Raw genomic sequence first — 13,327 nt, forward strand, 5'->3', positions numbered from 1 at the left:
ATACCCTACTGCGGCGTCAGGCCGGCGTCGCGGAATACCCTGCCCCATTTATCGATATCGGCATGGATCAGCTGGCCGAACGCCTGCGGCGTGGAGGGCATGGGAGTCAGGCCGCTGGCGGCGAATTGCCGGCGCAGGCCCGGATCGGCCAGCGCTTCGCCCAGCGCGGCGTTGATCTGTTGCACTATCGCGCCGGGCATGCCCGCCGGGCCGGCCATGCCGAACCACACATTCAGGTCGTAATCCGGCAACCCGGCCTCGGCGAGCGACGGGATATCCGGCGCCAGCGGCGAGCGCTGCCTGCTGGTCACGCCCAGGGCCACTACCCGTCCCGCCTGGGCCTGCTGCATGCCGTTGACCATGTCGGCGATCGTGAAATCGATCGTGCCGCCGATCAGGTCGGTCATCGCCTGCGGCACGCCACGGTACGCGACCGGCACGGCGCTGAAGCCGCCCATCGAAACCACCTGCGCGCCGCACAACTGGGCGCTGCCCGAACCGTAGCCGTACGTCAGCTTGCCCGGATTGGCCTTGCCGTATGCCAGCAGTCCCTGCAGATCGCGCACTTGCAATGCATTGCTGGCCACCAGCATGAAGGGCGCTTCGGCGACCGCGCCGATCGGCGTGAAGTCGGTGCGCGGATCGTACGGTAGCGACTTGAAGGCGCTGACATTGCTGGCTCCCGTGCTGACGCCCACCATGAACAGCGTGTAGCCATCCGGTTCGGCGCGACTCGCCGCCACAGTGCCCACGATGCCGTTGGCCCCGGCCCGGTTCTCGATCACGATCGGCTGCCCCAGGCGCGGACCGATGCCCTCGGCGAGCGTGCGCGCGACCACATCGGTAATGCTGCCCGGCGGAAACGGCACTACCAGGCGCACGGGCTTGTCCGGATAGGCATGGGCCGCCAGCGGCAGCGCGCACAGCAGCGCGGCGAACAGGTATCGCATCACGAATCGTCTCCTAGGCGTTGTCATGAGCGGCCCCGCGCGGGGCGAGGCCGCGGCAGACATGCATCCTAGGAACAAAGCCGCGCTGCGGCGATTGCTGTTTATGCGATGGGATATAGCCCGATGTTATGCGGCGCGGCGCGGCGGTGCGGCCACGGCAGCGCCGCCCGCCAAGCGCCGCCGGGGCTCAGGCCGTGCCGCCCACCGTCAGCCCGTCCATGCGCACGGTCGGCATGCCGACGCCGACCGGCACGCTCTGGCCATCCTTGCCGCACGTCCCGACGCCCGAATCGAGCTGCAGGTCGTTGCCGATCAGGCTGACGCGGTTCATGGCTTCCGGACCGTTGCCGATCAGCGTGGCGCCCTTGACCGGATAGGTGACCTTGCCGTTCTCGATCATGTAGGCTTCCGACGCCGAGAACACGAACTTGCCGTTGGTGATGTCGACCTGGCCGCCGCCGAAATTCGCGGCATAGATGCCGTGCTTGACCGACGCGATGATCTCTTCGGGCGGCGTCTCGCCGGCCAGCATGTAGGTGTTGGTCATGCGCGGCATGGGCAGGTGGGCGAACGATTCGCGCCGCCCGTTGCCGGTGGCGGCGGTCTTCATCAGGCGCGCGTTCAGCGTGTCCTGCATGTAGCCGCGCAGGATGCCGTCCTCGATCAGCACGTTGCGCTGGGTGGCGTTGCCTTCGTCGTCGATGTTGAGCGAGCCGCGGCGGTCCGGCAGCGTGCCGTCATCGATCACCGTCACGCCCTTGGAAGCCACGCGCTGGCCGATGCGGCCGGAAAACACGCTCGACCCTTTGCGGTTGAAGTCGCCCTCGAGCCCGTGGCCGACGGCCTCGTGCAGCAGGATGCCCGGCCAGCCGGAGCCCAGCACGACCGTCATTTCGCCGGCCGGCGCCGGGCGCGCCTCGAGGTTGACCAGCGCCTCGTGCACCGCGCGTTCGACATAGCCCTGCAGCACGTCGTCCGTGAAATACCCCAGGCCGGTGCGTCCGCCGCCGCCGGCATGGCCCATTTCGCGGCGGCCGTTGCGCTCGGCGATCACCGTCAGCGACAAGCGCACGAGCGGGCGCACATCAGCGGCCAGGCGGCCGTCGCTGCCCGCCACCAGGATGACGTCGTACTCCGCGCCGAGCCCGGCCATCACCTGGATGACATGCGGATCGCGCGCGCGCGCCATCCGCTCGACGCGCTCGAGCAGGGCCACTTTTTCCGGCGCGCTGAGGGTGGCCAGCGGATCCATGCCGGCATACAGGCTGCGGCCGGCCTCCGGCGGCACTTGCGCCGCCACCTTGACCTTGCCGGCGCCACGCCGGGCGATGCCGCGCACGGTGCGGGCCGATGACAGCAGGGCATCGGGCGACAATGAATCGGAGTAGGCGAAAGCGGTTTTCTCGCCGCTGATCGCCCGCACTCCCACGCCCTGCCCGATGGAAAAGCTGCCGGTCTTGACGATGCCCTCCTCCAGGCTCCAGCCCTCGCTGCGCGTGTACTGGAAATAGAGGTCGGCATAGTCGACCTTGTGAGTGAAGATTTCGCCCAGCGCGCGCGCCATGTCGGCTTCGGTCAGGCCCCACGGGTCGAGCAGCAGCGATTTGGCAGTGGCGAGGGACTGGATATCGGGATCGATCAGTTTCATAAGGTTCCGGTGTCTACAGGACGCGGTGACGCAGGGCGGGCAGCGCGGCGCGGACCTGCGCCAGCCGCTCAGCCTCTATGGTACCGCTGACCACGCCGGGGCCTTCCGGCAATACATCGATGATTTCGCCCCAGGGGTCGACCAGCATGGAGTGGCCCCAGGTGCGGCGGCCATTCGGATGGCGGCCGCCCTGGGCGGCGGCCAGCACATAGCACTGGTTCTCGATGGCGCGGGCGCGCAGCAGCAGTTCCCAATGGGCTTTGCCCGTAGTGTAGGTGAAGGCCGCCGGCACCAGGATCAGGTCCACTGCGCCCAGGGCGCGGTAGAGCTCCGGGAAGCGCAGGTCGTAGCAGACCGACAGGCCGACCCTGCCCCACGGGGCCTCGAAAGCCTGGACGGCGCTGCCCGGGCGGATGGCGATCGACTCGTCATAAGCCTCCTCGCCGCGCTGGAAATTGAATAAATGGATTTTGTCGTAGCGCGCCAGCGATTTACCGTCGGGCCCGTAGACAAAACTGGTATTGAATACCCGCTCCGGATCCGGACAAGCCAGCGGCAGCGTGCCGCCAGCCAGCCAGATACCGTGGCGGGCGGCCTGGCCGGCGAGGAAATCCTGAATCGGGCCTGTGCCAGGCTGCTCCTTTATTTCGAGTTTTTGACGGTCGCCGTGGCCCATGAAGCAAAAATACTCGGGCAGGGAAACCAGTTGCGCGCCGGAACCGGCGGCCTGGGCGATTAATTCGGCAGCCTGCCGCAGATTATCCTCGACCTCGGGCGAGGAAACCATCTGCAACGCCGCGACAGTTACGGAATTCGACCCGGAAATGGCCATTTTTCAATCCTCTGGAATGATATATTTGTCACATAATAATGAATCGGTCCGCTATTTTCTGTATTATTGGCGGACCGCCCTCTATTTCCGCCATACTGCGCGCCTGCTATCGCCATATATGGCCGGCTGAACCATCGAAATATTTACCCAGGACTCACCATGCCTCGCGAAACCTATGCCGCCCTGCAAGCCAAGATAGAAAAAGAAATAACCAAGCTGCAGAAAAAGGCGGAAGCCCTTCAATCCAAACGGCGCAAGCCTGTTATTGCGTCGATCGTCACCTCGATGCGTGAATACAATATAACGCCCGAGGAAATCGCCGCCGCCTTCAGCGGCGCCGCCAAAACGCCCCGCGCCGCGTCCCGCAAGGCCGCCGCGCCGGCCGCCAAGCGCCAGGTGGCACCCAAATACCGCCATCCGGACACCGGCGAAACCTGGAGCGGCCGCGGCAAGGCGCCGCGCTGGCTCACCGCCGAGGAAGCCGAAGGCAAGCATCGCGACAGCTTCCTGATCGCGGAATAATGCCGCACGGCCAGCCGGCCCGCTGACGGCTCCGGTATTTATCCGCCCCGGCCCGCGGGGCCTTGCCCCGGGCGCCGGGCAATATACCGCCCGCGCCGGCCGGGGCCGGGCTAGCGGTCCAGCGGATATTCCACTTCACGTTCCGAGCCATTATTGCCGGGGAAATTGTCGAATATCGCCCGGACCAGATAAGGCATGGTGCGCACCAGGTCTTCGCGCCCCGTGACAATATAAGCGGTGGAACGATAGACCTCGGCGCCGCCGCGTGCCGTATCGTGGATTTCGACGCTCAGCCGGTTACGGTATGCCACGGTGGGCACATCGACCCAATCGGGCCCCCAGTAACCGAAACCGCCGCCCCACCAGCGCGGCCCATAGAAGCCGCCATAACCGCCATAGAAATAAGGGTCGTAGGCGCGCCGCACCATTACCTGCGTCTGCTCGGCACCATACCGGAACGACACCGTGAAGCGCGCGCGCCCGCCGTCGCGGGCCTCTACCAGGCCCGTGGGCCCGATGCCGGCCCGCACCATGTCCTGGTATGCCTGGTATTCGAGATTGCCGGCCTGCCCCGGGGCGGCGTCGACGAACCGGTAGGTTTCTCCCGCGACGCCGGTGGGCCATTGCTGGAACGACGTGACCCGCGCCTGCACCGTCGGCGTAGCGCAACCGCTGAGCAGCGCCGCCGACAAGGCAACCGCGATGCCCGCCCAACGGCACAGGCCGAGCCAGGTTCTGGATGGGGACATGAGCGATTCTCCGGAGTAGCCCATTTGGAAATGGATATTTGACCGAGCGCGCGATCGAAAGTTTTCAACCGGATATTTCGGCCGGCATATGAAGTGATCGCGTGCCACTACAATACGGCATTACCTATATTTTGAACCGATCCGAGCATGCGCACCGAGACGCCTGTAACCGTATATCGCAAGGATTATCAACCCTATCCTTACGCCATTCCAGAAGTCGCCCTGGCATTCGACCTGGATCCGGAATCCACCGAGGTGCGCAGCACCCTGAAAGTGGAGCGCAAGCCCGATGCGCCCGCCGACGCTCCGCTGGTCCTGGACGGCGCCGACCTGGAGCTGGTATCGGTACAGGTCGACGGCCAGCCCTGGCCCGCGTCGCGCTACACGCTGGATGAATCCACCCTAACCCTCACGGGCCTGCCCGCCCGGGCGGCGGTCGAGATCGTCAGCCGCTGCCGGCCCGGCGCCAATTCGACGCTGATGGGCTTGTATGTCTCGGGCGGCAACTTCTTCACCCAGTGCGAGGCCGAGGGTTTCCGGCGCATCACCTGGTTCGCCGACCGGCCCGACGTGATGTCGCGCTATCGCGTCACCCTGCGGGCCGGCGCCGACTACCCGGTGCTGCTGTCCAACGGCAACCTGCTGGCCACGCGCATCCTGCCCGACGGCCGCCAGGAGGCCGAGTGGGAAGACCCCTTCCCCAAGCCCTGCTACCTGTTCGCGCTGGTGGCCGGACGCCTCACGCACCGCGAAACCAAGGTCCGCACGGCATCGGGGCGCGAAGTGCTGCTGCAGGTGTACAGCGACCCGGGCTCGGAAGACCGCACCGAATGGGCGCTCGAATCGCTGGTGCGGGCGTTGCGCTGGGACGAGGCCCGCTTCGGCCTGGAACTGGACCTGGATCGCTTCATGGTGGTCGCCGTGCGCGACTTCAACATGGGCGCGATGGAAAACAAGGGCTTGAACATCTTCAACGCGGCCTACGTGCTGGCCGACCCGCAGACCGCCACCGACGCCAACTACGAGGGCATCGAGGCGGTGGTCGGGCACGAGTATTTCCATAACTGGACCGGCAACCGCGTCACCTGCCGCGACTGGTTCCAGCTGAGCCTGAAAGAAGGCCTCACCGTATTCCGCGACCAGGAATTCACCGCCGACATGATGGCGCGCGGCCTCGAGCCCGGTGCGGCGGCCAGCGCGCGCGCGGTCAAGCGGATCGACGACGTGGTCACGCTGCGCGCGGCGCAATACCCGGAAGACGCCGGCCCGATGGCGCACCCCATCCGCCCCGAGAGCTACCAGGAAATCGGCAATTTCTACACCGCCACCGTGTACGAGAAAGGCGCCGAGGTGATCCGCATGCAGCATACGCTGCTGGGCGAAGCAGGTTTCCGCGCCGGCATGGACGAGTATTTCCGCCGCCACGACGGACAGGCCGTCACCTGCGACGACTTCGTGGCGGCCATGGAGTCGGTCTACCAGCGCCAGCATCCCGGGCGCGACCTGGCGGTGTTCCGCCGCTGGTACCGCCAGGCCGGCACGCCGCGCGTGGCGGTGGCGTTGCACCACGACGCCGCCGCCCGGCGCTGCACCATCACGCTTACCCAGCGCTGCCCGCCGGTAGGGGTGGAAAAGCGCGCGGACGACGGCTATGTCAAGGCGCCGTTCCATATCCCGTTCGCCATCGGCCTGCTGGATCCGCACGGCCGCGCCCTGCCCCTGCGCCAGGGCGACGGCACGGTCGAAACCGCCCTGCTCGAACTGACCGAGGAATCCCGGCAATGGGTGTTCGAGGACATCGATGCCCGGCCGGTGCCGTCGCTGCTGCGCGGTTTCTCGGCGCCGGTCATCGTCGAATACGACTGGACCGATGCCGAACTGGCCTTGCTGTCGGCCCATGACAGCGATCCGTTCGCGCGCTGGGAAGCCGGCCAGGAACTGGCCACCCGCCAGATCCTCGCGCTGGCCGGCCGCCACCAGGCAGGCCAGCCGATGCAGGCCGAGGATGCTTTCATCCAGGCCTGGCGCGCGCTGCTGACCGACCCGGCGCTGGACGCCGGCTACCGCGCCCGCGCCCTGGCCCTGCCCTCGGAAAAAACCCTCGCCGAGCGCATGGAGGCCATCGACCCGCCGGCCCTGGCGGCGGCGCGCGATTACCTGCGTGCCGAACTCGGGCGGCAACTGGCCGCGCAATGGCGCGCCGCGTTCGACCAGAACCAGACGCCGGGCGAGTACAGCCCCGCGCCCGAGCCCGCCGGCAAGCGCGCTCTCAAGAACCTGGCGCTGGCCCACCTGATGGCGGGCGGCGTGGCCGGCGCGCAGGAACTGGCGCAAGCGCAATTCGACCAGGCCGGCAACATGACCGACAGCCTGGCGGCGCTGTCAGCGCTGGTCAACTACGGACAGGACCAGGCGCCCGCGCAGGCGCTGCAGGCCTTCTACACCCGCTGGCAGGACGACCCGCTGGTCATCGACAAATGGTTCACGCTGCAGGCCACCGCCCGCGGCACCGATGTCGACAGGGTGCGCGCCCTGATGGCTCATCCCGCCTTCACGCTGCGCAACCCGAACCGGGCGCGTGCGCTGGTGTTCCAGTTCTGCCTGAACAACGCGCGCGGCCTGCATCGTCCCGACGGCGCCGGCTACGCCTTCTGGGCCGAGCAAGTGCTGGCTCTGGACGCCCTGAATCCCGAGGTCGCCGCCCGCCTGGCGCGCGCCCTCGACAACTGGGCGCGCTTCGTGCCGGCCCTGCGCACGCCCATGCAGCACGCGCTGCAGCGCGTGCGCGAGCACGCCGGCCTGTCGCGCAATGTGCTCGAAATCGTATCGAAGGCGCTGGAATTCGCCGCCTGAATCCCGCCTCCCACAGGCTGCCTACGGAGACCTCTCTTGAAACACAAAACCCTGACTCAATACCTGGTCGAGCAACAACGTTCGGCCCAGGCCCTGGCCCCCGAAGTGCGCCTGCTGATCGAAGTGGTGGCGCGCGCCTGCAAGGCCATCAGCCATGCCGTCAGCAAGGGCGCGCTGGGCGGCGTGCTGGGCAGCCTCGAATCCGAGAACGTCCAGGGCGAAGTGCAGAAGAAGCTGGACGTGCTGTCCAACGAGATCCTGCTCGAAGCCAATGAATGGGGCGGCCACCTGGCCGCGATGGCGTCCGAGGAAATGGAAACCATCCACCTGATCCCCAATCGCTACCCGAAGGGCGAATACCTGCTGTTGTTCGATCCCCTCGACGGCTCATCCAATATCGACGTCAATGTCTCGATCGGCACGATCTTCTCGGTGTTGCGCGCCCCGCATCGCGTGGCCGGCGCCGAGGAGGTCTGCGAACAGGACTTCCTGCAGCCCGGCAACCAGCAGGTGGCCGCCGGCTACGCTGTCTATGGCCCGCAGACCATGCTGGTGCTGACCATCGGCAACGGCGTGGTGGGCTTCACGCTGGACCGCGAAATGGGCTCGTGGGTGCTGACGCACGAGCGCCTGAGCATTCCCGCCGACACCAAGGAATTCGCCATCAACATGTCGAACATGCGCCACTGGGCCCCGCCGGTCAAGCGCTACATCGACGAATGCCTGGCCGGCAAGACCGGCCCCCTGGGCAAGGACTACAACATGCGCTGGGTCGCCTCGATGGTGGCCGACGTGCACCGGATCATGACGCGCGGCGGCATCTTCATGTACCCCTGGGATGCGCGCGAGCCCGGCAAGCCCGGCAAACTGCGCCTGATGTACGAGGCCAACCCCATGAGCATGATCGTCGAACAGGCCGGCGGCGCTGCGATCGACGGCAAGCAGCGCATCCTGGACATCCAGCCCGAGAAGCTGCACCAGCGCGTCAGCGTGATCCTCGGCTCGAAGAACGAAGTCGAGCGCGTCGGCCGCTATCACGCCGAGGAGTAGGCCTGTGGGCTCAGGAGGTGTCTGACACCCGCAGGGTGTCAGACACCTCACCTCGCGGAACACTCCGCGGGCACCCGGCAAAAAACAAGGGGCCAGGCACGGTGACGTGCCTGGCCCCTTGTCGCATCGGGGGGTGTTACTTCACTTCCTCGATGGTCTTCACGTCGTCCTTGTTCATCTGGACCTTGTGGCCGTCTTTTTCGTATTCGTAGAAGCCCGTGTCCTCGTTGTACTCGGGCTCATCGGGCGTGACGACCTGGCTGCCGTCGCGCTTCTCCACCGTCGATGGCGTCGAGCAGCCCGCCAGTACGCCGACTCCGGTCAAGATCAAGGCGAGCGTCGTGGTCTTCAGGTTCATGGGCGTTTTCTCCGTCAGTCTTGAATGAGTTTTCAATGTAGGCCGCGATGCGCGCCCATACCGTGACGGGATGTCTTCAAAATGCATAAGTCTGTAATGACCGTGCCATATGTGGCCGGCGCCTGCGGCGCGGCGCCCGTCCGGGCGCCTGGGGCCGCAAAGCAAAACCCCCGGCCTGCGGGCCGGGGGTCCTGTCGTGTAAACACGCGGCAAACAAGCTTACACTTTGGCATTGGCCTCGATGTAGCGCCGCACCAACTGCGCATCGCAATCGAGCACGGTGACGCGCTGCGGCAATGACTCCAGGTCGGCCAGCGCCGGCGGCGGCGTGACCGGCTTGCCCAGCGCTTCTTCGATGGTGTCGGAGAACTTCGCGGGCAAGGCGGTTTCGAGCACCAGCATCGGCACGCCCGGCTCGACGAACTCGCGCGCCACTTTCACCCCGTCCGCGGTGTGCGGGTCAACCAGCACGCCGGTGGCGTCGTAGGTCGAGCGGATGACGGCCAGCCGGTCGGCGTGGGTGCTGGTGCCGGCCACGAAGCCGTATTGCGACTCGAACGCCGGCCGGTCGGCCGACAGGTCGAAAAAGCCGTCGCGCGCCAGGTCGGCCCACAGGGCCCGCACGCGCTGCGGATCGCGGCCGGTGAGGTCGTACACGAAGCGCTCGAAATTCGAGGCGCGCGAGATATCCATGGAAGGACTGGAGGTCGCGTAGGTGTGCTCGGCCGCCCGCGGCCGGTAGATGCCGGTGCGGAAGAACTCTTCCAGCACGTTGTTCTCGTTGGTGGCCAGCACCAGGCGGCGCACCGGCAGGCCCATGGCCCGCGCGATATGGCCGGACAGGATATTGCCGAAGTTGCCGGACGGCACCGCGAAGGACACTTGCTGGCCCGCCGCGGACGTGGCCCGCAGCCAGCCGTGGAAGTAATAGACGACCTGCGCCGCGATGCGCGCCCAGTTGATCGAATTGACGGCGCCGATGCGATAGCGGGACTTGAAGTCGAGATCGCCGGCCAGCGCCTTGACGATGTCCTGCGCGTCGTCGAACACGCCGCGCACCGCGATGTTGTGGATGTTCTCGTCCTGCAGCGAATACATCTGGGCGCGCTGGAAGGCGCTCATGCGGCCGTGCGGCGAAAGCATGAAGACCGCCACGCCCTGCTTGCCGCGCAGCGCGTATTCGGCCGCCGAGCCGGTGTCGCCGGAGGTGGCGCCCAGGATGTTGAGCGTGGCGCCCCGCTTGGCCAGCACGTATTCGAAGACCTGGCCGAGGAACTGCATGGCCATGTCCTTGAAGGCCAGCGTCGGGCCTTCCGAGAGCCCCAGCAGGTGCAGGCCGCCGTCCAGCGGGCGCAGCGGCACGATGTCTTCGCTGCTGAACACGCCCTGCCGGTACGCCGCGCGCGTCAGGCGGCGCAGGTCGTCGGCCGGGATGTCGGTGGCGAAGCGCGACAAGACCTCGAACGCCAGGTCGGCGTACGACAGGCCGCGCCAGGATTCGAGGGTGTCGGCCGACACCTGCGGCAAGGCCTCGGGGACGGCCAGCCCGCCGTCGGGCGCCAGGCCTTCGAGGAGGATGTCGCTGAACGCTTGCGGCGCCATGCCGCCGCGGGTAGATACGTATTTCATAGGGTTTCCACGCGCAGGCGCGTCACGCTGGAACGCACGAACGGCAACTGCTCGATGCTGCGGATGGCCTGGTCGACATTGCCTTCGACGGCCTGGTGAGTCAGGAAAATGATATCGGCGCCGCCGATGTGCGACGGTTGCTGGATCATCGAGCCGATCGAGATGCCGCGCTCGGCCAGCACCCGCGCGATGTCGGCCAGCACGCCGGGCTGGTCGTCCACGCGCAGGCGCAAGTAATAGGACGTGCTGATCTTTTCGATCGGCAGGATCGCCAGGTCGGACAGCGCGTCGGGCTGGAACGCCAGGTGCGGCACCCGGTTGCCCGGGTCGGCGGTGTGCAGGCGGGTGACGTCGACCAGGTCGGCCACCACGGCGGATGCGGTGGGCTCCTCGCCCGCGCCCTGGCCGTAGTACAGGGTCGGGCCGACGGCATCGCCGCGCACCAGCACCGCGTTCATGGCGCCTTCGACATTGGCCAGCAGGCGCTCGGCCGGTACCAGCGCCGGGTGCACGCGCAGCTCGATGCCGTCGGCGCGGCGCTTGGTGATGCCAAGCAGCTTGATGCGGTAGCCCAGCCGCTCGGCGTGGGCGATGTCCTCCTGGGCGAGCTGCGAAATGCCTTCGATGTAGGCCTTGTCGAACTGCACCGGCACGCCGAACGCCAGCGAGGCCAGCAGGGTGAGCTTGTGGGCGGCATCCACGCCCTCGACGTCGAAGGTGGGATCGGCCTCGGCATAGCCCAGGCGCTGGGCTTCGGCCAGCACGTCGGCGAACGGCAGGCCGCGCGCCCGCATTTCGGAGAGGATGAAGTTGGTGGTGCCGTTGATGATGCCGGCGACCCATTCGATGCGGTTGGCGGTCAGGCCCTCGCGGATGGCCTTGATGATGGGAATGCCGCCCGCCACCGCGGCCTCGAATGCCACCATGACCCCCTGCGCCGAGGCCGCGGCGAAGATCTCATTGCCGTGCTTGGCCAGCAGGGCCTTGTTGGCGGTGACCACATGCTTGCGATGGGCGATGGCGTCGAGCACCAGCTCGCGCGCCAGGGTGTCGCCGCCGATCAGTTCGACCACGATATCCACTTCCGGGTCGCGCACCAGCGCGCGCACGTCGGTATCGACGGCGACGGCATCGCCGACGCGGCTGCGCGCCTTGGCCACGTCGCGCACGGCGACACGGCTGACCTCGATGCGCCGGCCGGCGCGGCGGGCGATTTCCTCGGCGTTGCGGGCCAGCACGCTCCAGGTGCCGCCGCCCACCACGCCGAGCCCGAGCAGGCCGATCTTGATGGGCTTGATCTCGGCCGACGGTCGAGGGGCGCCCGCGGCGGGCAGGGGATGCAGCGTACGTGTAGCGTTTGTCATGTCATTCCAGATACGGCAGGTGTCGGGCGCCTCCGTGGGGAGACACGCAGGTGTCAGACACCCCAGGGGTGTCTGACACCTGGATAGGGACACCTGGGGAAGGTTCTTTACTTTAGCAAGCCATCCTTGCGGAACATGTCCTTGATGCCGCGCACCGCCTGGCGGGTGCGTTGCTCGTTCTCGATGAGGGCGAAGCGCACGTATTCGTCGCCGTACTCGCCGAAGCCGATGCCGGGCGACACCGCCACCTTGGCATCGGACAGCACGCGCTTGGAGAATTCCAGCGAGCCCATGGCCCGGTAGGGTTCGGGGATGTGCGCCCAGATATACATGGAGGCCTTGGGGATCTCCACGTTCCAGCCCGCTTCGTGCAGGCCGCGCGCCAGGACGTCGCGGCGGCTGCGGTACTGCTCGACCACCTCGGCCACGCAGTCCTGGGGGCCGTCCAGCGCGGCGATCGACGCCACCTGGATGGGCGTGAAGGTGCCGTAGTCGTGGTAGCTCTTGATGCGCGCCAGCGCGTTGACCAGTTCGCGATTGCCCACCATGTAGCCGATGCGCCAGCCCGCCATGTTGTAGCTCTTGCTCATGGTGAAGAATTCCACCGCCACGTCGCGCGCGCCGGGCACCTGCATGATGGACGGCGCCACATAGCCGTCGAAGCAGATGTCGGCGTAGGCCAGGTCGTGCACCACCAGGATGTCGTGTTCCTTGGCCAGCGCCACCACGCGCTCGAAGAACGACAGGTCGACGCACTGCGCGGTCGGGTTGCTGGGGAAGCCCAGGATCATCATCTTCGGCTTGGGAATCGATTCGCGCACGGCGCGCTCGAGCTCTTCGAAGAAGTCCACGCCGGGCGTCATGCGCACCGAGCGGATGTTGGCGCCGGCGATCACCGCGCCGTAGATATGAATGGGGTAGCTGGGGTTGGGCACCAGCACCGTGTCGCCGCGGTCCAGCGTGGCCAGCATCAGGTGCGCCAGGCCCTCTTTCGAGCCGATGGTGACGATGGCCTCGGCGTCCGGGTCGAATTCGACCGCGTAGCGGCGCTGGTACCAGTCGCAAATCGCCTTGCGCAGGCGCGGGATGCCCTTGGAAACCGAATAGCCGTGGGTGCTGGGCCGGCTGGAGGCCTCGACCAGCTTGTCGACGATGTGCTTGGGCGTCGGGCCGTCGGGATTGCCCATCGACATGTCGATGATGTCCTCGCCGCGCCGCCGGGCGGCCATCTTGAGCTCGCCGGTGATATTGAACACGTACGGAGGCAGACGCTCGATGCGGGAGAACTTCCTCATGGGGAACGATTCCTTGATGATGGCGGGATGTGACAAGAGGTTTGCAGCGCAGCAAAACTCAGTAATCTAGCGCAAGC

11 protein-coding genes are annotated in these 13,327 nt (G+C 66.9%); 3 read left to right on the plus strand and 8 right to left on the minus strand.

Going from position 1 to position 13,327, the window contains the following annotated elements; translation table 11 throughout:
• Positions 1-5: 5 nt before the first annotated feature.
• The 3 genes from CAL24_RS13345 to CAL24_RS13355 all read right to left on the minus strand — a co-directional run bounded on the left by CAL24_RS13345 (position 6) and on the right by CAL24_RS13355 (position 3,430).
• On the minus strand, positions 6-950 hold the full coding sequence (locus CAL24_RS13345; RefSeq protein ID WP_170947106.1) for a Bug family tripartite tricarboxylate transporter substrate binding protein: 945 nt from the start codon (positions 948-950) through the stop codon (positions 6-8).
• Positions 951-1,137: 187 nt separating this feature from the next.
• A complete protein-coding gene (tldD, locus tag CAL24_RS13350) occupies positions 1,138-2,598 on the minus strand; it encodes a metalloprotease TldD (RefSeq protein WP_028355745.1) in 1,461 nt (486 codons plus the stop codon).
• 13 nt (positions 2,599-2,611) lie between these two features.
• Positions 2,612-3,430 (minus strand): carbon-nitrogen hydrolase family protein, encoded by an 819-nt coding sequence (locus CAL24_RS13355; protein ID WP_094806937.1) that lies wholly within the window; start codon positions 3,428-3,430, stop codon positions 2,612-2,614.
• Positions 3,431-3,589: 159 nt separating this feature from the next.
• Between CAL24_RS13355 and CAL24_RS13360 the strand changes: the two genes are divergently transcribed.
• Positions 3,590-3,952 (plus strand): H-NS family nucleoid-associated regulatory protein, encoded by a 363-nt coding sequence (locus CAL24_RS13360; RefSeq protein ID WP_028355743.1) that lies wholly within the window; start codon positions 3,590-3,592, stop codon positions 3,950-3,952.
• Between the two features lie 110 nt (positions 3,953-4,062).
• Here CAL24_RS13360 and CAL24_RS13365 read toward each other — a convergent pair whose 3' ends face one another.
• The gene (locus CAL24_RS13365) at positions 4,063-4,701 is read right to left on the minus strand and encodes a DUF4136 domain-containing protein (RefSeq protein WP_028355742.1); all 639 of its coding nucleotides are present in this window, start codon (positions 4,699-4,701) and stop codon (positions 4,063-4,065) included.
• Positions 4,702-4,848: 147 nt separating this feature from the next.
• Between CAL24_RS13365 and pepN the strand changes: the two genes are divergently transcribed.
• Both pepN and CAL24_RS13375 read left to right on the plus strand, forming a co-directional pair.
• Positions 4,849-7,554, plus strand: a complete 2,706-nt coding sequence (gene pepN, locus CAL24_RS13370) for an aminopeptidase N (RefSeq protein ID WP_094806938.1) — start codon at positions 4,849-4,851, stop codon at positions 7,552-7,554.
• Positions 7,555-7,590: 36 nt separating this feature from the next.
• Positions 7,591-8,604: a class 1 fructose-bisphosphatase gene (locus CAL24_RS13375; RefSeq protein ID WP_094806939.1), complete on the plus strand. Its 1,014-nt coding sequence runs from the start codon at positions 7,591-7,593 to the stop codon at positions 8,602-8,604.
• Positions 8,605-8,740: 136 nt separating this feature from the next.
• On the opposite strand, the gene CAL24_RS13380 is transcribed toward CAL24_RS13375, so the two are convergent.
• The 4 genes from CAL24_RS13380 to alaC all read right to left on the minus strand — a co-directional run bounded on the left by CAL24_RS13380 (position 8,741) and on the right by alaC (position 13,250).
• Positions 8,741-8,962 (minus strand): YgdI/YgdR family lipoprotein, encoded by a 222-nt coding sequence (locus tag CAL24_RS13380; RefSeq protein ID WP_028355739.1) that lies wholly within the window; start codon positions 8,960-8,962, stop codon positions 8,741-8,743.
• 219 nt (positions 8,963-9,181) lie between these two features.
• Positions 9,182-10,591: a threonine synthase gene (gene thrC / locus CAL24_RS13385; RefSeq protein ID WP_028355738.1), complete on the minus strand. Its 1,410-nt coding sequence runs from the start codon at positions 10,589-10,591 to the stop codon at positions 9,182-9,184.
• Positions 10,588-11,889: a homoserine dehydrogenase gene (locus CAL24_RS13390; RefSeq protein WP_028355737.1), complete on the minus strand. Its 1,302-nt coding sequence runs from the start codon at positions 11,887-11,889 to the stop codon at positions 10,588-10,590. Before CAL24_RS13390 ends, thrC begins: the two co-directional genes overlap by 4 nt.
• Before the next feature lie 173 nt (positions 11,890-12,062).
• Complete coding sequence (gene alaC / locus CAL24_RS13395) at positions 12,063-13,250, minus strand: alanine transaminase (RefSeq protein ID WP_028355736.1); 1,188 nt, start codon at positions 13,248-13,250, stop codon at positions 12,063-12,065.
• Between the last annotated feature and the right edge of the window lie 77 nt (positions 13,251-13,327).

Source organism: Bordetella genomosp. 2, assembly GCF_002261345.1.
Classification (GTDB): Bacteria; Pseudomonadota; Gammaproteobacteria; order Burkholderiales; family Burkholderiaceae_B; genus Bordetella_A.